Source organism: Streptomyces sp. NPDC039480 (genome assembly GCF_055597165.1).
The window spans coordinates 1-22,143 of record NZ_JBVITX010000023.1 but is presented as its reverse complement, the minus strand read 5'-3'; the positions used below and the strand labels follow the sequence as shown (position 1 = coordinate 22,143).

Annotated in this window: 13 protein-coding genes; 4 read left to right on the top strand and 9 right to left on the bottom strand. The window is 70.3% G+C overall.

The window, feature by feature from the left end:
- The first annotated feature begins 483 nt into the window (after positions 1-483).
- Both ACZ56E_RS40375 and ACZ56E_RS40370 read left to right on the top strand, forming a co-directional pair.
- Positions 484-6,696: an RHS repeat domain-containing protein gene (locus ACZ56E_RS40375; RefSeq protein WP_471221957.1), complete on the top strand. Its 6,213-nt coding sequence runs from the start codon at positions 484-486 to the stop codon at positions 6,694-6,696.
- Between the two features lie 10 nt (positions 6,697-6,706).
- On the top strand, positions 6,707-6,970 hold the full coding sequence (locus ACZ56E_RS40370) for a hypothetical protein (RefSeq protein WP_471221956.1): 264 nt from the start codon (positions 6,707-6,709) through the stop codon (positions 6,968-6,970).
- Positions 6,971-7,258: 288 nt separating this feature from the next.
- Here ACZ56E_RS40370 and ACZ56E_RS40365 read toward each other — a convergent pair whose 3' ends face one another.
- Genes ACZ56E_RS40365 through ACZ56E_RS40350 form a run of 4 tightly spaced genes read right to left on the bottom strand, consistent with a single transcriptional unit; the run spans position 7,259 to position 12,713 of the window.
- Entirely contained in the window at positions 7,259-8,518 is a 1,260-nt protein-coding gene (locus ACZ56E_RS40365; protein WP_471221955.1) for an MFS transporter, read from the bottom strand.
- Positions 8,505-9,122: a flavoprotein gene (locus ACZ56E_RS40360; RefSeq protein WP_471221954.1), complete on the bottom strand. Its 618-nt coding sequence runs from the start codon at positions 9,120-9,122 to the stop codon at positions 8,505-8,507. Before ACZ56E_RS40360 ends, ACZ56E_RS40365 begins: the two co-directional genes overlap by 14 nt.
- Positions 9,119-11,341, bottom strand: coding sequence for a B12-binding domain-containing radical SAM protein (locus ACZ56E_RS40355; protein ID WP_471221953.1), 2,223 nt, complete (start codon positions 11,339-11,341; stop codon positions 9,119-9,121). The genes ACZ56E_RS40360 and ACZ56E_RS40355 overlap by 4 nt, the downstream gene beginning before the upstream one ends.
- Positions 11,334-12,713, bottom strand: coding sequence for a radical SAM protein (locus tag ACZ56E_RS40350; RefSeq protein ID WP_471221952.1), 1,380 nt, complete (start codon positions 12,711-12,713; stop codon positions 11,334-11,336). The genes ACZ56E_RS40355 and ACZ56E_RS40350 overlap by 8 nt, the downstream gene beginning before the upstream one ends.
- A gap of 428 nt (positions 12,714-13,141) precedes the next feature.
- Between ACZ56E_RS40350 and ACZ56E_RS40345 the strand changes: the two genes are divergently transcribed.
- Positions 13,142-14,071, top strand: a complete 930-nt coding sequence (locus ACZ56E_RS40345; protein ID WP_471221951.1) for an NAD(P)/FAD-dependent oxidoreductase — start codon at positions 13,142-13,144, stop codon at positions 14,069-14,071.
- Between the two features lie 52 nt (positions 14,072-14,123).
- Here the strand turns inward: ACZ56E_RS40345 and ACZ56E_RS40340 are convergent, their stop codons facing one another.
- Together ACZ56E_RS40340 and ACZ56E_RS40335 are read right to left on the bottom strand one after the other, a co-directional pair.
- Positions 14,124-14,747 (bottom strand): helix-turn-helix transcriptional regulator, encoded by a 624-nt coding sequence (locus ACZ56E_RS40340; RefSeq protein ID WP_471221950.1) that lies wholly within the window; start codon positions 14,745-14,747, stop codon positions 14,124-14,126.
- A 160-nt stretch (positions 14,748-14,907) separates the two neighbouring features.
- A complete protein-coding gene (locus ACZ56E_RS40335) occupies positions 14,908-17,604 on the bottom strand; it encodes a helix-turn-helix transcriptional regulator (protein WP_471221949.1) in 2,697 nt (898 codons plus the stop codon).
- A gap of 131 nt (positions 17,605-17,735) precedes the next feature.
- On the opposite strand from ACZ56E_RS40335, the gene ACZ56E_RS40330 reads away from it, so the two are divergent.
- Positions 17,736-18,770, top strand: coding sequence for an ornithine cyclodeaminase family protein (locus tag ACZ56E_RS40330; RefSeq protein WP_471221948.1), 1,035 nt, complete (start codon positions 17,736-17,738; stop codon positions 18,768-18,770).
- 27 nt (positions 18,771-18,797) lie between these two features.
- On the opposite strand, the gene ACZ56E_RS40325 is transcribed toward ACZ56E_RS40330, so the two are convergent.
- The 3 genes from ACZ56E_RS40325 to ACZ56E_RS40315 form a co-directional block, all read right to left on the bottom strand.
- Positions 18,798-20,114, bottom strand: coding sequence for a sulfite oxidase (locus tag ACZ56E_RS40325; RefSeq protein WP_471221947.1), 1,317 nt, complete (start codon positions 20,112-20,114; stop codon positions 18,798-18,800).
- 73 nt (positions 20,115-20,187) lie between these two features.
- Positions 20,188-20,796, bottom strand: coding sequence for a sugar kinase (locus tag ACZ56E_RS40320; protein ID WP_468602029.1), 609 nt, complete (start codon positions 20,794-20,796; stop codon positions 20,188-20,190).
- Positions 20,797-21,954: an ROK family glucokinase gene (locus ACZ56E_RS40315; RefSeq protein WP_404756589.1), complete on the bottom strand. Its 1,158-nt coding sequence runs from the start codon at positions 21,952-21,954 to the stop codon at positions 20,797-20,799.
- Between the last annotated feature and the right edge of the window lie 189 nt (positions 21,955-22,143).

Here is a 22,143-nt window from a genome sequence, read left to right as displayed (position 1 = left end):
GGAGTCCCTTCACAGAAATTCGTCCAGTGCGTAATGCCTGGGATCAGCAGAGCGGAAACGTACCCCACGCCCGTAAACCCGTCACATTCAATTACCCACACCGCCATTCGGACACCATAGGTGACTTTGGTCCTCACCTTTCAGGACCTTGGTAACTTTCTGGCAGGCGAAAGTCCTCACAGGTGAGAACCCCCTGAGAATCGGTCAAGCACCAGGTAAAGACTGTGTAATGTCGGCGCGGTTCATTTGCTTACGCCTTGGGGAGAGGTCTGCGCCATGTCACGTCCTGTGTTCCGTGGGGAAGTTGACGAGCCGCCAGGCGCGTCATCGACAGTCAAGCCCGCAAGACGGGCGTGGTGGCGTCGGGGGGCGGTACGAACGGTCACGTCGTTCACCGCGGCAACCCTTCTGGTGGGGCTGGTCTCTGCCGAAGCGCTGGCCTTCTCTCCGCTGGCGCTGCCGGATCTGCAGGAGACTCCGCCAGTGCCGGTCACAAAGGTTGGCGTCACGGCGAAGGGAGCGCCGGCAGGAGCCGCCAAGGACGAGACTGCGGGCAAGGACTGGAAGTCCATCCCTGACGCCGCTTGGCCCGATCCTGGTCACGCCAAGGCGAACATGACCGACAAGAGGGAAGTCAGCCTGAAGGCCGGTGCTCTTCCGGTCCGCGTATCGAAGGCCCCCACCCCGCGCAGCGCCGAGAATGCGGGTCCCGTGGCAGGGGAGGTCGACGTCGAGGTCCTGGATCGAAATGCCGCCGAACAGGCTGGCATCGACGGACTGGTTATGGCCGTCGATTCCACCGGCGGCAATGCCCAGTTGTCCATCGATTACAGCGAATTCCGTAACGCCATGGGCGGTGACTGGGCCTCCCGCCTGACGCTCGTGGAACTGCCCGAGTGCGCCCTGTCCAAGACCGGCAAGGGCAAGGGTGACTGCACACCAAACCCGATCAAGGCAGTCGACAACGACGCCGACACATCCCGGCTGACGGCCCGGGTAGCCCTTGAGGGCGAAGCGGCCTCGGAGACGGACAAGGAGCCGAGCAAGAAGGCAGAGCCGTCGCAGAAGCAGTCGGCGTCCGAACCGCCCGCACCCGAACAGTCGGCATCCAAGCCTCTCAAGGCCCGGTCCCTCTTCGCCGTCACCTCGAAGCCGACGGGCTCGGGCGGCGACTACACAGCGACCTCGCTGTCCCCGTCAGGCAACTGGCAGGCCGGCGACTCCTCGGGCGCCTTCACCTGGTCCTACGACTTCGAAGCCCCCGACACTGCCGGCGACCTGGGCCCGGAGCTGTCACTGGCCTACAACTCGACCGCCGTGGACGGACGCACCGCGGCCACCAACAACCAGGCCAACAACGTCGGTGACGGCTTCACTCTGGAGCCCGGCTTCATCGAGCGCCGCTACAAGGCATGCAGCGCCGACATGACGGGCGGCACGAACAAGGCCAAGAACGGCGACCTGTGCTGGAGCGGCGACAACGCCGTCCTCTCGCTGGGCGGCTCGACCAACGAGCTGGTGAAGGACGACAAGACCGGCGCCTGGAAGCTCAAGCAGGACGACGGCAGCAAAGTCGAACACCTCAAGGACGCCTCCCTCGGCAACGGCGACAATGACGGCGAGTACTGGAAGGTCACCGACACCGCGGGCGTGCAGTACTTCTTCGGCCGCCACGAGTTGCCCGGCTACGCGGACGGCAAAGAGGTGACCGGCTCCACCTGGACAGTGCCGGTGTTCGGCAACCACTCCGGCGAACCCTGCTACAAGGCCGACTTCGCCTCCGCGTGGTGCCAGCAGGCTTGGCGCTGGAACCTGGACTACGTAGTGAACCCGCACGGCGACGCGATGGCCTACTACTGGTCCAAGGAGCAGAACCACTACGGCCGCAACGTCCAGCTCTCCACCGGCAAGTCGACGGCGACCCCGTACACGCGCGGCGGCTACCTCAAGCGCATCGAATACGGGCTGCGCTCCAACAACCTCTACACCGGCACTTCCGCGGCGAAGGTCACCCTCAGTACGGCGGAGCGGTGTGTGAAGTCCGGCTCGTTCGACTGCGCGACCGACAAGTTCACCGCCACCAACGCCAAGCACTGGCCGGACGTGCCCTTCGACCAGTACTGCGCGCCCGGCAAGGAGTGCAAGAATCGCTACAGCCCCTCGTTCTGGTCACGCAAGCGCCTCGCGTCGATCACCAGCGAAGTTCGCGTCGGCAGCACATACCAGAAGGTCGACAGCTGGGCCCTCGACCACAGCTTCCCCTCCACCGGAGACGGCTCCTCCCCCGCCCTGTGGCTGAAGTCGATCAAGCGAACCGGCTACACGGGTGGCACGGTGACGGCACTGCCGCCGATCACGTTCACCGGCAAGCAACTGGCCAACCGCGTGGATGCGACCGGGGACGGCATTCCCCCGCTGATCCGCTACCGGGTACAGGCGATCGACAACGAGATGGGCGGCACCATCGCCGCGACCTACAGCGCCCCCGAGTGCACGCGCGGCAGCCTGCCGTCCGAGCAGGGCAACACCAAGCGCTGCTACCCGGTGTACTGGGCCTCGCCGGACTCACCCGGCGCCGACTACAAGCCGGTCAAGGACTGGTTCCACACCTACGCCGTCACCCAGGTCCGTGAGGAGGACAAGGTCGGCGGCGCCGTCGCGAAGCAGACCGACTACAGCTACACCGGTGGCGTGGCATGGGCCAAGAGCGAGGACGCCTTCACCGAGGCCAAGTACCGCACCTACTCGGACTTCCGCGGCTACGCCCGTGTGAAGACCTCGGTCGGCACCGGCACGGACGGAGCCAAGCAGGTCAGTGAGGCCCGCTACTTCCGCGGCATCCCCGGCGCGAAGGTCGCCGACAGCGAGGGCGACGAGGTCGACGATCACCCCGCCTTCGCGGGCATGATCCGCGACGAGGCCACCCTCAACGACGGCAAAATCATTGAGGCGTCCGCCTCCACCCCGTGGAAGTCGGCAGCCACAGCCACCCACAAGCGCGGCAACGGTCTGCCGGACCTTGAGGCGTTCCATGTCCAGGAGGCCCGGATCGAGGCCGGACGCACCCGGGTCGGGACGTCCTGGCAGCGCACCAGGATCGAGCGGACCTTCGACTCCTACGGCATGCTCACCCGCGAGTCCGACCTGGGTGACATCGCCAAGTCCGGTGACGAGACCTGCACGTTCACCGACTACGCCCGCAACACGGCCAAGAACATGCTGGAGTTCACCTCCGCGGCCAAGACCGTGGCCAAGGCATGCGGCACCGAGCCTGAACTCCCCGACGACCTGATCTCCGACACGCGCACGTACTTCGACAACAAGGCCCTGGGAGCCGCCCCGGACAAGGGCGACGTCACCCGGGTCGACGAACAGAACGCCGCCGGAACCGGATTCGTCACGACGGAGAGGAACAAGGTCGACCAGCACGGCCGCGTCACCGAAACCCTCGATGCCGCCGACCAGAAGACCACTACCGCGTACACCCCCTCCACCCTGTACGCGGTGACCAAGAAGGTGACCACCAACCCGCTCGGCCACACCGAGACAGCGGAGAACGACCCGGGCCGCGCTGCCCCGGTGGCGTCGGTCGACACGAACGGCAAGCGCACCGAGGCCGTCCTGGACGGTCTCGGCCGCACCGTGAAGGTATGGGAGCCGGGCTGGCCCAAGAAGGACCACGCCGACACTCCGAGCCGGCAGTTCGCCTATGCGGTAACCAAGACCTCCCCGAACGTCACCGAAACCAAGTCCCTGCAGCACAACGGCAGTTACCGAGTCGACTACGTCATCGCCGACGGCCTCGGTCGCGAACGCGAGACGCAGGCACCTGCGGCGACCGGCCAAGGGCGGATCATCACCGAGAAGCTGTACGACTCCCGGGGCCTGGAGTGGAAGTCCTACGACGGCTACTACGCCAACGGGGACCCGTCCGGCGAACTGGTGACGGGCGACGACACCAAGACCCCGAAGGCGACGCGCACCACCTACGACGGCGCGGGGCGGCCCACGGCGCAGACCAAGGAGAAGTACGGGGACGAGGTCTCGCGCACGACGACCCGGTACGGCGGCGACCGGGTCACCGTGATCCCGCCCAAGGGCGACACCGCCACCACCACCGTGACCGACGTACGCGACCAGACGACAGAGCTGATCCAGTACACGAACGCGGACCGCACCAAGTCCCAGTCGACGAAGTACACGTACACGCCGTCGGGCAAGCAGAAGACGGTCACCGATCCGACCGGCGCGAAGTGGACGTATCACTACGACCACCGCGACCGCGCGGTCAAGGTGGAGGATCCGGACAAGGGCACCTACACCACCGGCTACGACAAACTCGACCGCCCCACGACCGTCACCGACGCCGCCGGCAAGGCCCTGACGACGGGCTACGACGCACTGGGCCGCAGGACGAGCCTCAAGCAAGGCAATACGACCCGGGCCACCTGGACCTACGACACCCTGGCGAAGGGCCATTTGACGAAGTCGGTCCGCCACGAGGGCGGCCAGGACTACACCAACGAGATCACCGCACTCAACGACCGCTACCAGCCGACCGGCACCAAGGTCACCGTCCCCGCCCGCGAGGGCACCCTTGCCGGCACGTACGCCTTCAGCTCCGGGTACAACGCGCAGACCGGCCTGCAGGACTGGATCCGCCAACCGGCCCTGCCCGGCCAGATATCCGAGAACCTCACCTACCGCTACGGACCCCAGGATCAGCTCGTCGGCGCAGGCACCACCGCCTCTGTCCTGATCAACAACAGGACATACGACCCGTACGGCCACGTCCTGCGCACCGAGTACGGGCGCAAGGGCCAGAAGGTGTGGCAGACGAACGAGTACGACGAGCACACGGGCAACGTGGCTCGTACCACCACCGACCGCGAGACCGGGCCGTCGCGCATCGACGACATCCACTACACCTTCGACCTGGCGGGCAACATCACCCGCCTCGACACGGCCATCGGCCAGGACGAGGCACGCTCCGAGGACACGCAGTGCTTCACCACGGACGCGCTGCGCCGGATCACCAACGCCTGGACCGCCACGGACAGTTGCAAGGCCAAGCCCGACGCTGACGGCGGCGACGGCGGCCAGCGCCCCAAGGTCGGCGGCCCGGACGCCTACTGGCACTCCTACACCTACGACGCCATCGGCAACCGCCAGACCGAGACGCAGCACAAGGTCGAAGGCAGCGTGCTGACGGCCAACGACATCACCCGCACGTATCACTACGGCCAGAACGGCGCGACCAAGCGCCGACTGACGGGGGTGTCGACCGAGGAAGCAGGCAAGAAGACCACCGACACCTACACATACGACAAGACCGGTAACACCACCGAGCGCACCCTCGCGGGCACCACCCAGGACATGACCTGGGACGATGAAGGCCACCTGGAGACGGCGACCAAGTCGGGCCAGAAGACGGAATATGTCTACGACGCCGACGGCAACCGTCTGATCGCCAAGACACCGGCACGCAATACGCTCTACCTGCCGGGCGGCAACGAACTGACCGCCGAAGCGAACGGCACGAAGTCATCGACCCGCCACTACGAGGCAGGTGGTGACACCGTCGCGGTCAAGGCGAGCAACGGGACCAGCATCCTCCTCAACGACCACACCGGCACCGCCACCGCAGCCATCCTCCTCGCCGGGGGCCAGGCGGTCACCCGCCGCAAGATGAACATCTTCGGCACACCGCGCGGCGAACAGAACGTCAACTGGCCCGGCACCCGAGGCTTCGTCGGTGGCACGATCGACAACACCGGACTCACCCACCTCGGAGCCCGCGAGTACGACCCCGCACTCGGCCGGTTCATCTCGGTCGACCCCATCATCGATGCGGCCGACCCGCAGCAGATGCACGGCTACACGTACGGCAACAACAACCCGGTCATCCACACCGACCCCGACGGCAAGTTCTTCGGCAACTTCATCAAGAAGTTTGTGAGGGCTGTCAATAACGTCGTCAAGACCGTTCGCCGCTACATCGCATGGTCCCGCACCCCGTTCGGACGCACCTACCACAAGCAGACATCCGCCGAACGCAAACGATCGAGCTACTCCGCGTCCGCCTATCGTGAATCGAGCCGCCGAGCCCAGGTACGCCAGCAAGCCAGGGCCCGCGCCGACGCGGCCGCCCGCGCTGCCCAGAAGCGTGCGGACGAACAACGACGCAAGGTGGACCAGGCCAAGAAGGCGTCCCAGCCCTGGTACAAGAAGGCCGGCGGATGGTTCGCGGACAAGGGCAAGAAGTTCGCTCAGAGCTTCAGCGGGGATACGACTGGAATGTGCGGGAGTCTCTCGCTGGGAATCGGCTTCGGCGGATCGGTATCTGCCTGCTTCGTGAGCACACGACGACCTGACGGCAAGAGTGACTTCGGGGTCAGCCTCAGCAAGGGGTCAGAGACGCCATCCGTGGGCTTCAATGGTGGTATCTCCTTCATGAGCAGTAACGCCACTGATTTCGAACAGCTCAGAGGAGATGGGTGGGGCGGTACGCTGAGCGGTGCCTACGGAATCGGTGCGTCGCTTGGTCATGAGAGAGCAATCGGTGCCACGAACAGCCGGGGAGAACCAGTTGGAAGCACAAGTGTCGGGTTGATCGCCGGCTTGGGCGCAGAGGCAGGTGTGACAAGTTCACACGACACCAAAGTCGGCCGAATCGGCGACATATTCAAGTGGTAGTTGGTGCGAAATGAATCAGATTGAACTCGCCGGTCGAGCCTCGTCCGAAATGAGCGTGGGAGCGGTGATCTTCTATGCGGCAATGATCGCTATCGGAATCCTTTTCGCGCGCAACGTCGCAGATCTCGCCGATCGATTCTTCGCGTTCCTTTTGGCCTCACTCCCTGGCCCTGCGGAGAGGTCTTCGCCACGCCAACTTCGGATTTTCGGATGGCTGATGGTGGGCTTTGGCCTTGTCGGTCTACTTGTGGAAATCCGAACCGGCGTGACCTGAAATTGAGCGTCGCCTTCCGGGTGGAAACTTCCGATTGATGTCCGTCAGCGGCGTATCTCCGCTGACGGACATCAGGGCCGTCTCGGTGGGGCGCAAGCAAATCTACTGAGCCAGCGGCGGCGCCGCTCCAGAGCACCAGATGGGGCCTTCCACCCGGCCCTCGTGCAGAAGCTGCGGGGCATCGGGGCGTTGCGAACACCTCTGTTCGTCCTGCTCGACAGCTTCGGTAGGCCGCGCCCAGGATCAGGACCGGGGCCCCGTCGCAGGTCGGAGGTCTCGGTGTGCGGGTCAGCCAGAGGGCAGCTCGGCTCGGCGTACGGCTGGGGACAGGAGGCGGACCGTGGCGGCCAGGGTCGTGATGAGTGCGGACGTGAGGAATGTGGGGCCCGTGCCCCAGAGCGCCACTGCGCCGCCGAAGACCGCGTAGGCGAGAGGGCCCAGGCCGAAGCTCGCCAGGCTGATGACGGACATGACACGGCCCAGGTACGCGGGGTCCGCCGACGCCTGGACCAGCGCGGAGGTCAGGCCGCCCGCCGTGCCGAACACGAGTCCCGCCACCGCACCCAGCCCCGCGGCGAGGGGGAGGGAGTCCGTTGCCGCCAGGGACGCGATCGTCACCGCGCCGACCGTCAAGGCGGCGATCTGGACGAGTCCGGCCCTGGGTGGTCTGCGCAGGACGATCAAGAGGAGGGCGCTCGCGCCGGCGCCCACGCTGAAGGCGCCCACGATCCAGCCCACCCCCGAGGCTCCCCAGCCCCGCTCGTCGGCGAGCAGGACGAGTCCTAGGTTCAGGGGGCCGCTCGTGCCGAGGGTCACGAGGAAGCTGCTGAGAGCGAGCGGGCCGATCAGGGGGTGGTGCCGGATGTAGCGCAGGCCGGCGGTCAGTTCGTGGCCTGTGCTGCCGGGGCGGGTCTCCGTGGCCGGCCCCGCGGAGACTCGGACCGTCAGTAGGAGTCCCAGGGACACGGCGAACAGGATGCCCGCGAGTGCGAATGCCGTCGACGGGCCCTCGGCCGCCATGGCCAGGCCCGCGGCCGGCGGGCCCAGGGTGCCGCCCAGCCGCATGGCGAGCGCGTACATGCCCTGTACGCGCACCAGTTGGGTCGGGTGCGTGATGCGGGGCGGCAGGGAACCCACCGCCGGGATGAACACGGCGTCGACCACGCCGAAGACCAGCGCCACGACGAGCAGCAGCCATACGCCGGGTGAGGTGAGCGCCAGCGCCGCGGCCACCGTGAGGATGGTGAGGCAGCGGACCGTGTCGCTGACGATGACGACCCGGCGCAGCCCGTACCGGTCGGAGACCAGCCCGCCGCCGAGCATCAGGACGGCGCGCGGCACCGCCCCCACGAACAGGACGAGGCCCACCTGCGCCGGTCCGGTCGCCTGGCTCGCCGCCCAGCCCAGGGAGAGGAAGTAGACGCTGTCCCCGATCGCGGAGGCGGTGTACGCGGTCAGCCAGCGCAGCACGTTCGCGTCGCGGTGGGCGGGTTGTTTTGTGTTGTCTTGCGGCGCGGTCGTCTCAGCGGGCTTTTCAACCGGCTGCACGTGTCTTCCCTTCTTCCGCGGCGCCGCCGCGCAGCCTCAGCGCTCCGCTCACGTAGCGGGCCACGGCCTCGGGGGCCGGGACGCTCAGCCGCTCCTCGTACGTGCCGCTCGCGGCCTCGTACGACAGGGCCGGGCGGGGCAGCACGATCTGGTGGCCGTCCTCGCGGAGGGTCTTGATGTTCCGCTGCACGGCGGGGTTGCCCAGCATCTGCTCGTTCATGCTGGGGAAGAAGGTGACGCTGCGGTGGTGGGCCAGGAGCGTCGTCGTCAGGAAGCTGTCCGCCAGGCCGTGCGCGGCGGCGGCGATGGTGTGGGCGGTGGCCGGCAGGACGCACACCAGGTCCGCCCAGCGTGCCCACTCGACGTGGTTGTGCGCCAGCGGCGGGTCGTCCGCGGCGGCGACCCGCTCGACCAGCAGCCGGAGGGACGCGGCGGGCAGGAAGGCGCCGGCGCTCGCGGTGAGGACGACGCGGAGCTCCGCCCCGCAGGCACTCGCGATCGTCGTCAGATACGTCGGCAGGTTGAGGATGTTCGCCGATCCGCACGCGCCGATCAGGACGTGGGGACGGCCGGTGCGCCGGAGCTGTGCGGCCTCGGCCGTCATCCGGCCTCCCGGGACATCGCCGCCACAAGCTCGGGGGCGGGGGTAGGGGTGGGGGCGGGGATGGGGGCGGTGGTGTGCACGAGGATGTCCGCTTCCAGGGCCTTGTCCACCCAGGATGGTGACGTGGTCTTGGGGTTCGGCGGTCCAGTTTCCTCGCCGGCGGTCTCGTACGCGCGGAGCTTATCGGCCAGCACGGTGGGCAGGGCGAAAATGGAGCCGTCCTGGCGGACGAACGGCACCTTGGGGGTCTCGTCCGGCTCGTGGCAGCGTACCCGCGGTGTGCCGGTCGTGGGGAATCCGTCGACGGTCCATCCCTCGGGCAGGGCGATGACGCGCCCGTTGAGGATGTGGCGGCCCGGCGCGGTCGCCGGGCGCCGGGGGGCCCGGCCCTCCGCGATGACGTCGAGCACCCGTACGCCGTATCGCCGGTGGTAGAAGTACGAGTGCGGGGTGTCGGTGCCGCCCACCCACGGGCGGTCGAACTCGGCGCGCTGGAGCGCGAGTTTGCCCCGTGTGACGCGTGCGTGGTCGGCGTCCGTCCAGGTCTCGTCGTGCCGGTAGCGGAGCAGGCGGTGGATGTCCGTGCCGGGGACCGGCGTCATGTCCTTCACCCCGAAGCGTCCGGGGTCCTTGGCGATGATGGCGCCCGATGTCAGGTCGAAGCTGCCGAGGCCGCCGAAGGTCCAGTCGTCCCTGACCTCCGCCAGGAATCTCACGGAGTCGAGCGCCTCCTCCGCCGTCTCGCCGGGGAACTCCGTGAAGCCCATCATCTGGACCGCGATGCCCGCGCCCGCGAGGTTCCGGACCGTTCGGCGCGTCTGCTCCACGGTGACGCCCTTGTCGATCAGGCCCAGGACGCGGTCGTTGCCCGACTCGAAGCCGACCGACACGGCCACGCACCCGCTGCGGCGCAGCACTTCGCACTTCTGCGGCGACCAGTACTTCTCGAGGCGGATCTCCGCGCCCCAGCTGATGTCGATCCCGCGGACCGTCACGGCCTCGGCGAACTTCAGCATCATGGCGGGCGCGAGCACGTCCACGGAGAAGTAGACGAAAGGTGCCTGCCGGGAGATCTCGGCGACCTGGTCGACGACCTTGTCGACGGGGTCCTGCCGCCAGGGGCTCGTCGGCCCGTCGCCGTTGAGTCCGTAGTCGCAGAACGTGCACTTGTTCCAGTAGCAGCCGCGGGTCGGGCTGTAGTAGACGAAGCGGTGCGGCGACAGGTAGAGGTGCCAGGGCAGGCCGGTGTAGTCCGGGGTGGAGAGGTCGGCGAGGCGCTCGATGCGGAGCGTGGGCGCGGCCGAGCGGGCACCGGTGCCGCTATCCCCGGCAGCGGTGCCGCGATGCCGGTCGGCAGTGCCGCGGTGCCGGGCAGCCGGTCTGACGTTGTCGCTCGCGGGCCACGTGCCGCGCGAGCGGGCCCGCAGCAGCGAGAGGAACCCCGACTCGCCCTCGCCGATGACCGTGGCGTCGAAGGCATCGAGCAGTTCGTCGTACGTCCGCTCGCTCGCCTTGTACTTCCACAGGTCGGACACCTCGGTGCCGCCGCAGATCAAGGTGGTGTCCGGGCACCGCTCGCGGAGCAGCGCCGCTTGCCAGAGGGCGAACGGCAGCTGTGCCGTGTACGTGATGTTGAGTCCCACGACGTCGTACCGCGCGGCCTCGATCTCGGGGAGCAGGACGTCGTCGTAGTACGACTGGAAGGGCGCGTTGACGCGGGCGAGCACCGAGGGCGAGCGCAGGGTGCGGGTGTCGGAGACGTTCAGGTGGGGTGCGGCGTGCAGCTCGAATCCCCGGAACTGGCCGGGGTGTCCGAGGGTGGAGAGCAGGCCCATCCACGCCTGGATCCGGCCGACGGCGGCACGGTAGCGCCGGTAGTCGTAGAACTCCTCGGCCGACCGGAGGGTGTCGACGGCCGCGGTGAGTTCCCGCAGGTCGCTGACCTCCGCGGTGAGCAGCAGGGCCAGTTCACGCTGCTCCTCCGCGGTGAGGTCCCGGGCGGCGAGGAGTCGGGCGCGGCGCCGGTGTGCGCGCTCGACGACCGCGCGGTGCCGGTCCGGCAGCAGGGTGTGGTGGAACGCCTCCACGTTGGTGTCCCGGATGCCGACGTCGGGGAAGCCCTGGGCCACGACGTGGCTGCGCAGGTAGGTGAGGCTGTGGTAAGGCGCGGTCGGGTCCGTCAGCGGCGGGTAGAGGAGCAGCACTTTCACCTCAGGCACCGCCGGCGTGCTGGAGTTCGTCCGCGGCTTCATCGGTGGCTTCGTCCGCGGTGGGCCGGAGGCCGTTGAGGGCGGCGGCGACGTCCATGCGGCCCTGGAGGTTCGTCTTGAAGGGCGGGCAGGGCGGGTCGTCCTCGCTCCAGTGCTTGGGGCACGAGCCGCCGCACACGGGCAGGAACGCGCAGCCGGAGCACGGTACGGACGACGTGCTCAGCCGCTCGTGCCAGTCGTCGTAGTCGCCGCGGGGGCGCAGCCGCGGGGTCGGCAGGTCGACGACGGGTGTCAGGACGTCCTCGCGCTCGTGCCGGTCGACCAGCGGGTGCTCGGTGCAGCTGAAGACCGATCCGGAGGAGCTGATGACCTCCTGGGAGCGGGTGACCGCGGGGCAGATCTTGCCGGCGCGCGCCCTTGGGAGGACGGCGTGGTTCATGCCGAGGTCGAGGATCTCGCGGATCCACTCGACTTCCTGGCGGGCCAAGACCTCCCGGTCAAGGCGGACTTCGGAGACGTCGTTGCTCCAGGCGTACACGCCGTGCAGGTCGATGGTGACCATCGGGTGGGCCATGCCCGCCGCCGCGAGGTCGTGCATCAGCTCGGAGACATGGCCGCGATTGCGTACGTCGATGTTGACGCGCAGGATCACCGACAGCTCGGGGAAGGTGTCGGCCTCGGCGACCAGGTCGCGCAGCAGGTCCAGGATGCGCTGGTAGGAGCGCTGGCCGGACTTCAGCGGGCGGTGCTCGTCGTGGATCTCCGCGGGGCCGTCGAGGGTGATGCACACCTCGCGGAGCGCGCAGTCGTCGTAGAGCCTGCGCATCTTGCGTACGGTGAGCAGCGCGCCGTTGGTCGTCATCGTCGCCCGGTAGGGCGTGCCGGTCGCCGCCGAGCCGGCCACGAACTCCTTGGACATGGCGAGCAGTACGGCGTAGGCCATCATCGGCTCTCCGCCGAACCAGCGGACCTCGACCCGGTCTGTGACCGGCTGCGCCAGGGCGGTGAGCACCCGGTCGACCACGTGTCCGCGGTGGTCGGGCGTCAGTCCACCGCGCACATGGGTCTGCCCGCAGTAGTCGCAGCCCATGTTGCAGTACGAGGTGGGCAGCAGGACGAACGCCCGGTCCGTGACGTCGTCGGCCGCGGCCTTCTGGGCGGCGACCACGGTCTGCATCTCTTCTTCGGGGGTCAGTTCGGTGAGCAGTCCGAGTCCGCGCAGCCGGTCGGTGAGGGCCGGTGGCATGTCGTCCGGCGCGCTCTGCTCCAGCTGCCGCGCCGCCTCGCGGCCGAGCAGCGAGACGCGCGTCGTCGCGGTGTTGTACACCAGGCGTCCACGCCGGCCGGCCGCATCGGTATAGGTGTTCTCACTGACGATCACATATCGGCTCTTGGCCAGCACAGTGCCTCCCAGGTCGCGAACCGCCCCGGGGCGGCACCGAGGGTGCCGCCCCGAGGGGGGCCATCAACAGCAGACGTTGTTGCTGCGTGCTTCCGTCGTGCTGGCCGACGTGTCGAAGACGTCCTCCGCGAGAACGTCCAGGTCCTGGGATTCCGTCTCGGCAACGATAATTTCCGCGTTCATCGCAATTCCCCTTTCTGCCAACCGATAGCGACGGGGCGATATCGGTAACCGCGGCACCGGAGTTCAGCGCCGATCGGCAGCCACGATAGGAATGGCGGCGCCACGGCCACAAGGCACTTTCGGGCAGGCGACGAGGGCGCGTTCGGGAAGCTTCGGAATCGGCGGGCCCGGATAGCCTCACGCAATGCCCGGGCATTTTTCCTTCCGGTGAATCGGAGCTCGACGTGTACGAAGTGGCGATCATTGGCGCGGGCCCCGCCGGCCTCACCGCGGCCCTGGTGTGCGGCAGGCAGCAGCGCCGCGTGCTCCTGCTCGACAGCGGGATGCCGCGCAACGCGAAGGCGACGGAGCTGCACATGCTGGTGGGCCGGGACGGGCACTCGCCCGCGCGGCTGCGGGAGACCGGGCGCGAGGAGGTGGCCGGCCACCCGAACGTCCGGATCGAGGACGGGACGGTGCGGTCCGCCGCCGCGGTCCCTGGCGGTTTCCGGCTGGAGCTGGCGGGCGGCGCCGAGGAGGCCAGGAAGCTGATCCTGGCGACCGGCCAGGTCGATGTCCTCCCCGAGATCCCGGGCCTGGCGGAGCGCTTCGGCAGCAGTGTCTTCCACTGCCCCTACTGCCACGGTTTCGAGGTCAAGGACCGGTCCATCGCGGTGCTCGGCGGTGGCTACGCGCACTGCATGCAGGCGTTGTACCTCGCGGACCGGCTCTCGTCGGACGTGGTCGTGTGCACCGACGGCGCCACCCCCGAGGAAGAGCTCCTGAAGCAGCTCGCCCTGGCCGGGATCACCGTGCACACCGAGCCGTTGGCCGGGATCGGCGGCGGGCTCGGCGACCTCCGGCTGACCTTCGCGTCCGGGCACGTGGTGCGGTGCGAGGCGGTCTTCCACCGCACGGCGACCCGCCAGCACTCGGACCTGGCGGAGCAGTTGGGCTGCGAGATGCTGCCGGACGGGCGGGTCAGGGTGGACGCGGTCCAGCAGACCACCGTGCCGGGTGTCTACGCGGCGGGGGACATGGCCCGGCAGGAGACGCTGCCCGAGGCGACGGCGTTCCTGGCCACGGGAGCGGCGGACGGTCTGCGGGCCGCCATCTGGGCCGACCAGGAGCTGCTCAACGAGGACGCGGAGAACGCCGCGGCCGCGGAGGGGTGACGTGGGGGCCAGAGGTGACGTGGGGGCGAGAGGTGACGCAAGGGCGCGCGGGTCAGATGAGGCCGGCGCGGATGGCCCAGGCCACGGCCTGCGTGCGGCTGCGGCATCCGAGGCGGCCCATGAGGGCGTACAGGATGTTCTTCACCGTGCGTTCGGAGTAGCAGACCTTCTCCGAGATCTCCGGAAGGCGCCGGCCTTCGGAGAGCAGCCGCAGGATGTCCGTCTCGCGCTCGTCGAGTTCCGGCGCGGCGGGGTCGCCGTGGTCGGCCCGCCGGATCCGGTCGAGCAACTCGCCCTGGAGCGTGGGCGGCAGGGCGCCACCGCCCCTGCCCAGCGTCAGCAGAGCCCCGACCAGCGTCTCGGCGGAACAGTCCGCCCGGTCGAGTACCGCCCGTACTCCTCGCTGGACCGCGGCCGGGACGTCCGCGCGCCATTTCTCTTCGACCACCAGCAGAAAGGGGGCGTCACTGGACGGCAATGCGCCCAGCTCGTGCAATGCGCGGTCGTCAACGGTGTCGAGAGCCACCACGTTGACATCCACCCGGGTATTTTCTTTGCATTCCACCAGGGATAATCGTTTCTCGCTCTCCATGAAGCGTCGTAAACCGGCTTCGGTGATCGCGTCGGGGGCCTGGAGGTAAACGCGCAAGGGGTCGGCGGTGTTCTCCTCGGGCATGCGGGTCCTCCTCGATCGTGGTGAACGCCCTGCCGACGGTGGCGCGGCCCAGGCCGCCGCCGCATCGGCAGAAACTACGCACTCCCGGGACTTGCGTAGCTTCGGGCACAGTCCGGGCACGTACCTGGTCCGGTACGAACGCGGTCCGGTGCCCGTGCGGTCACAGGAGGACGCGGTGGAGCTGCCGGCGTGAGGAGATGCCGAGTTTGCGGTAGATGTTGCGCAGGTGGGAGTCGACGGTGCGCGGGCTGAGGAAGAGCAGCACCCCCACCTCCTTGGAGGTCGCTCCCGCGGCCACCTCCCCGGCGATGAGGCGTTCCTGCGCGGTGAGCAGGTCCAGCGGGTTCTCGCCGCCCCGGCGGGGCTGTTCGCCGGTGGCCCGCAGTTCGCGGGCGGCGCGTTCGGCGAAGGCGCGGGCGCCCATGGCCGCCAGGAGGTCGTGTGCGGTGCGCAGTTCGGCCCGGGCCTCGGCGCGGCGGTTCTCGCGGCGCAGCCACTCCCCGTACGTCAGCCGGGCGCGGGCGTACAGCACTCGGACGCGGGTCCGCGCGAACCGCTCGATGGCCTCCCTGTACAGCGCTTCGCGGTCCTCGCCCCGGCCGAGGAGCGCCCGCGCCTGGAGCCACTCGGCGGCGGCCCAGGGGGCGGGGTTGGCGCGGGCCAGCGCCGCCAGGTGGTCCAGGGCGCCGTCGGCCTCCTCGCCGCGTCCGGCGCGCGCGGCCGCCTCGACGAGTTCGCTGTAGACGGCCCAGATCGAGTAGGAGCCGGCCCGGTGGCGGCGCTGGGCGGCCAGGGCGGCCTCCAGCGCCGCCTCGTAGTCGCCGAGGCCGTTGTGCAGCACCGCGCCGGCGTAGTGTTCGCCGACGGTCTCGAGCGGCCGGCCGCCGCGGCCCATCGTGCGGCGCAGTGCGCGGTAGCCGTCGAGGTCGCCCCTGAAGGCGAGGTGGACGAGTTCGGCGCCCACGAGCGGGGCGGTGCCCGCCGCCTCGTCGACGGCCCTGGCCTCGCCGAGGATGGTGGCCGCGTCGTCGAAGCGGCCGACCGCGACCCGCGCGACGGCCTGGTAGCGCAGGGCCTGCGGCAGCGCGGCGAGGGCACCCTGGCGGCGCGCCATGTCCACCTGGTGGTCCGCGATCTCCACCATCAGCTCGTCGTCGCGCAGGTCGGTCACGAGCTGGCAGACCAGGTTCATCCGCCAGGGGGCCGCCGCGGGTCCGGCGGCGCGGCAGGCGGCGGCCGCGGCCCGCATCGTGGGCACCGCGCGTTCGACGGGCAGCATCGTCTGGTCGAGCAGGGCGTCGAGGAGCAGGTCGGCGGGCCGGTCGGAGTCCCTGCGCGGTGCCCGTTCGCGCATGTGGGTGGCGAGTCGCTGGAGCCTGCCGGGCTGGGTTTCGTTGTACATGTACGAGGCGAACGCCTCCAGGCAGGTCTCCCTGGCCTGTCCCGGGGTCAGTTCGGTGACGACGTCGACGAGGGTGGCGGTCGCCTGCGGGCTGTGGGCGAGCTGGTAGTCGACCCGTGCGCGCAGCAGGCGCGACTGGGCGCGGGCGGCGCCGTCCATCGTGCGGCGCTCGGCCCTGGCCACGAGCGCGCGGGCCGCGGCCGGTGCGCCGGACTGCAGCCTGAGCTGTGCTGCGGCCAGCAGCCGACCTGCCTGCCGGTCCGGCGCGGGGGTCAGCTGGGCGGCCCGCTCCATGAACGCCGCCGCGGCGGCGAACCCGCCGCGCAGCCGCGCCCGGTCCGCCGACTCCGCGAGCTCGGCGGCGACGTCCTCGTCGGCGTCGACCACCGCGTGCGCCCGGTGCCACGCCCGGCGGTCCGGGTCCGTGGCGGGGTCACCGGCCGCGGCGAGCGCCCCGTGCACGCGCCGGCGGGTGCCGGGGGCGGCCGACGCGTACACCGCCGACCGTACGAGCGGATGACGGAAACGCAACCGTGGCCCGAGCACGATCAGCCCGGCGTCCTCCGCGACGGCGAGCTGTGCGGCGTCCAGCTCCAGGAGCTTCGCGGCGCGCCGCAGCAGGACGAGGTCGCCGACCGGTTCCGCCGCCGCGAGTACGGCCAACTCCCGGGCGGCGGACGGTAAGTGGTCGAGACGGCGGACGAACTTCTCCTCCAGCGCCTCCACCACACCCGCCCGGGGGTGCTGCGGACTCGGCACCCCGAAAGGCCCTGCGTCGTGGGCGAACTCCAGCAGCGCAAGGAGATTGCCGCGCGCCTCGGCGAGCACCCGGTCGAACACCTCGGGGTCGAGGCCCGCGTGCCCCGCGGCGTCGAGCACGGTCCTGGCGTCCTCGTCACCGAGGCCCTCCAGAGGCAGCCGGGGCAGATCGGCGAGACCGGCCACCGAGCCGACATCGCGCGCGGCGAAGAGCATCGCGGCCCGTTCCGTCCCCAGCCGCCGGGCGACGAAGACGAGCACCTGCCGTGACGCCTCGTCGAGCCAGTGCGCATCGTCCACGACACAGCACACCGGCTGCTCCCGGGCCACCTCGCGCAGCAGGCCGAGCACGGCGAGGGCGACCGTCAGCGGCTCGGGCGACACCTGCTCGCCGAGTCCGAACACCGCCTCCAGCGCCCCTCGTTGGACTGCGGGAAGCCCCACTCGGCGCTCCAGGACGGGTGCGCACAGCTGGTGCAGGGCGGCGTAGAGAAGGTCCTGCTCGAATTCGGCGCCCGCCGCGCGGAGCACCACGACGTCCGCCAGTGCCCCCACTTCGACCTCGATCAGCGCCGACTTGCCGATCCCCGCCTCTCCCGCCACCACGACGGCTCCACCGCTCCCGGCGGCCGCCGCACCCACCAGCCGCTGTATCTCCCGCCGTTCCCGGTCGCGGGCCACGAACCGCATGCGCATCGGCCTCCGTTCCAGACCTGCCAAGGATGCTCCCGTCAGAAGATGCGGGTTCCCCGTCACGGGTTGGTCCGGCACGTCGGATGGCGCAAAGCACCCGGTCGTCCGGAAGCGGAAGGGGTAGGGACAGCTCCATGAGCGCACGCACTGCACGCACCACAGGCCCCGCACGCACCACAGGCCCCGCACGGACGGCACCCACCGCACAGAGCAACCAGACCGCACCACCAGCCGCCGGCGCCACGCCGTACCTCGACGCCGAAGCAGTGGACCGTCTCGTCCCGATGTCCGCGGCGGTCGACGCGCTGGAGGCCGTCCTCGCCGCGGGGTTCGATCCGGCCGCGGAGCCGGCCCGCGCGGTCGTGGACGTGCCCGGCGGTCAGCTCCTCATGATGCCGTCGGCCACGGCGTCGTACACCGGCGTGAAGATTGCCACGGTCACGCCGGGCAACGCGGATCGCGGCCTGCCCCGCATCCAGGGCATGTACCTGCTCCTGGACGGGGTGACGCACACGCCGCTGGCCCTCCTGGACGGCATCGCGCTGACCTCGCTGCGCACTCCGGCGCTGTCGGGGGTGGCGGTGCGGCATCTCGCGGTCCAGGAGGCCGGGCGGCTGGTCGTCTTCGGGACGGGGCCGCAGGCCTGGGGACACGTCGAAGCGGTACGGGCGGTACGTCCCGCGCTGCGCCACGTCGATGTCGTCGCGCGGCACCCCGGCCGGGTGGCGGCCTTCGTCGACCGCTGCCGCGCCGCCGGTCTCACGGCGGCAGCGGCGGCGCCGGAGGCGGTGGCCGAAGCGGACGTGGTCTGCTGCTGCACCACGGCCCGCGAACCCCTGTTCGACAGCGCGTTGCTGCCCGACCACGCGACGGTCGCCGCGGTCGGCTCCCACGAGCCGGACGCCCGCGAGGTCGACGCCCCGCTCGTGGGCCGCGCCACGGTGGTGGCGGAGTCCCGCGAGGTGGCGGCGCGGGAGTGCGGCGACCTGGTGCTCGCCACCGCCGAAGGAGCCTTCGACCCGGCCCGGCTGCACACACTGGACGCCTTGGTCCGCGGCGGCGTGCGGGTGGCCGAGGGGCGGCCCCGGTTGTTCAAGTCGGCGGGCATGGCCTGGGAGGACCTGGCGGTGGCGGCCGCCGCGTACGAGAGGTGGGCGGCCGCCGGGTGAAGGCTTCGGGCGGGCGCGGGGCGCGCCTCAGGCCTCCACCGTCACCGCGTGCCGCAGGACCGCGTCGAACAGGTACCCCTGTGTGTTGTGCACCGTGGTGTCGGGCTGGGTGCGGCCCGTGGAGTCCGTGGCGCGGGAGAGGAGTTCGGCGGGGCCTGTCGTGCGGGGCGTCCACGGGATCGACCAGCGGGTCCACGAGCCGCGCCGCCCGGGGTCGTGCAGGCGGGCACGGCGCCAGGTCGCGCCGCCGTTCGTGCTGACCTCGACCCGGGTGACCGCGCCGTCGGCCGACCAGGCGCGGCCCGTGAGCCGGTGGCGGGTGTGGGCGGACAGGCGCGCGTTCCACGGGAGTTCGAAGGCGGACTTCAGGGTCTGGCGGGTCAGCGGGGCGCTGCCCTCGGACGGGTGCGCGTCGCCGTACAGCCGGTAGAAGTCGGTGTTCCAGGGCGAGTAGAGGGGCGTGGTCGAGACCTCGATGTCGCCCAGCCACTTGATGGAGGAGATGCCCACCCAGGACGGGGCGAGCAGGCGGACCGGAAACCCGTGGTCGGGAGGAAGGGGCGCGCCGTTCATCTCATACGCGAGGAGGACGTCGTCCAGCGCCTTCGAGATCGGCATGGGGCGGCGTACGCGGCCGTAGTTCGTGCCGTTCGCCGTGACGTACTCGTCGTCGAGGCCGCGCGGCATCACGTCCACCGCCCGGTCGGAGAGGCCCGCCCTGCGCAGGACGTCGGAGAGGCGTGCCCCGCGCCAGTGGGCCGCGCCGATCGCGCCCGTGCCCCACGGGGTGCCGGACACGGGCTGGTTCTGCTGGGTCTTGAAGTAGTTCCTGGCGTTGCCCGCGCACTCGACGAACGCCGTGCGCGTCACCGGGGGCAGGCTCCGCAGCTCCGCGAGGGTGAACTGCCGTGCCGCGCCCGTCAGTCCGTCGCCCCAGATCCGCAGCTTCCAGGACGCCGCGTCGATGCGCGGTGTCGTCGTGTGGTTGCGGACGAAGAAGTGCGAGACGGGGGTGGTGAGGCCGGTGCCCGCGAGGGCTTCGAAGCGGGTCTCCGCGTTCGTGCCGTGGAGGGTGAACAGCTCCGGGGGCAGCGGCTTGACGATGCCCGCCCCCGCCGCCCGTACCGACCGCGCCGCCCGCACCGGCCGCGCCGCGCTCCCCGGGCCCGTCGCGCCCGCCGCGGGTGCCGAAAGGGCGACCGGCACGGCGGAGACGATGCCCGCGGCCGCGAGGAGCCGCACCATGTCGCGGCGCCCCACCCCTTCGGCGCGGGCCTCCCCCGCTAACCACTGGCCCAGTCTGTGCCGGTCGTACGCCGACTCTGATTCCGTGATCCTGGTCATGGTCCACACCGTAGGAGGCGGCGGCGCGGCTCACCGGGGCATCGCCCCGATCTTCACAAGCGTGACATCTGCTTCAGGGCGTCGTCGTCGACACCACGTACACCATCGGGTGCTCCGCGTTCGAGCGGTCCACGACCACGTCCTGCGTGGGCTTCGGGTCGTCCTGCTCGTGCGTGAGGCCGTACCAGGGCCCCGGCCCCGTGAACTCCCAGCCGACGACCTTCTGGTCGCGCTTGCTGATGGTGATGTCGTTCGGCTTGAGGGCGCCCTCGACCGTACCGATCTGCTTGAGGAACCTGGCCAGGCCTTCGTTGCTGGTGAGGAACTGGACGTAGAGGCGGCTGGTGCGCCAGTTGTTCGTCTCGTAGTAGGCGACCTCGTCCGAGTACGGCTGGACCGGCACCTCGTACAGACGGCGCTGCACCTTGGAGGGCCAGCCCGCGGTGAGGCCGGTCGCCGAGTACTTGTCCTCCTTGTCGCGGCCGCTGTTGCGGCTCTGGTTCGCGGAGATCACCAGATAGCCGGCGGGCACGCCGATGAGCAGCACGATGATGATCGCCGTCAGCCACCGGCGGCGGATCATGTGGCTGCGGTCCTCGGTCTTGCGGGCCTTGCCCCCGTCCCGGTCCGGCTCGGGTGTGCCGGGGTTGTCCGGGGACGAGGGCTGGCGGGGCACGGTCATCTACTGGGTTCCCTGGGATGTGCGGTCGTCGGTGCGGCGGGCCTCGGCGTAGCGCTCGTAGCGTTCGTAGCGCTCGACGCGGCGCCGGTTGGCGCGGCGGAAGCGGCGGGCGACCAGCCGGGCCAGGTCGGCGGCGCCGACCATGCCGGCCTCGGGGCCGAGCTGCGCGCGGGCGATGCGGGCCTCGGGGCGGTAGCCGCGGCCGGTCAGATGGCGGCGGAAGGCGTCGCGGGCCGGGCCGATCAGGAGGTCGTCGGCGGCGCTGACACCACCGCCGATCACGAAGCAGGACGGGTCGAGGGCCGCCGCGAGGTTCGCGATGCCGACGCCCAGCCACTGGCCGATGTCCTGGAGCAGCTCGACGCACATGGCGTCGCCCTCGCGGGCCAGCTCGGTGATGAGCGGGCCCGTGATGTCGGGGACGTTGCCCTTGACGCGCTCGATGATGCCGTACGCGACCGGGGAGTCCGCGGCGGCGAGCTCGCGGGCCTCGCGGACCAGCGCGTTGCCGGAGCTGTACTGCTCCCAGCAGCCGCGGTTGCCGCACGGGCAGCGGTGTCCGCCGGGGACGACCTGCATGTGCCCGAACTCGCCGGCCACGCCGAACTTGCCGCGCTTGACCTGCCCGTCCTCCAGGATCGCGCCGCCGATGCCGGTACCGAGGGTGATCATGACGAGGTGGTCCTCGCCGCGGCCGGCGCCGAAGCGCCACTCCGCCCAGGCGGCGGTGTTCGCGTCGTTGTCCACCATCACCGGGACCGCGAGGCGGCCGGAGATGCGGTCGCGGAGCGGTTCGTTGCGCCAGGACAGGTGCGGGGCGAACAGGACGCGGTTGCGGTCCGCGTCCACCCAGCCGGCGGCGCCGATGCCGACGGCGTGCACGTCGTGGCGGTCGGAGAGGTCAAGGACCAGCTCGATGATCGTGTCCTCGACGACACGGGGGCTCTTCGACTTGTCCGGGGTCTCCGTGCGGAGCGTCTCCAGGATGTTGCCGTCGGGGTCGACGACGCCCGCCATCACCTTCGTGCCGCCGATGTCGATGCCGACGGTGTTGACGCGGGGCGCCGTCAGATGGGATCGGCGTTCGCGCGTGCCCACGGTCCGCAGGACGGTGGCTCGTGCGGAGCCGCGGTGCGCGAGGTCGCGGTAGGTGCTCATTGCGGCGATTCTGCCTCACCCTCGCGGGGGCGCGCACAACGGGACCCCGGCGCGGGGAGCGTAGGGGCCGGGCCCGGCCCCGGGTGACCCAGGGGCGCGGGGGGGGGGAGGGGGGTGGGACCCAAAAAAAACAAACCAGCATCCTCCCCCCCCCCCCTCGCAAGCCTCCCCTTTTGCCTTTCTTTTCCC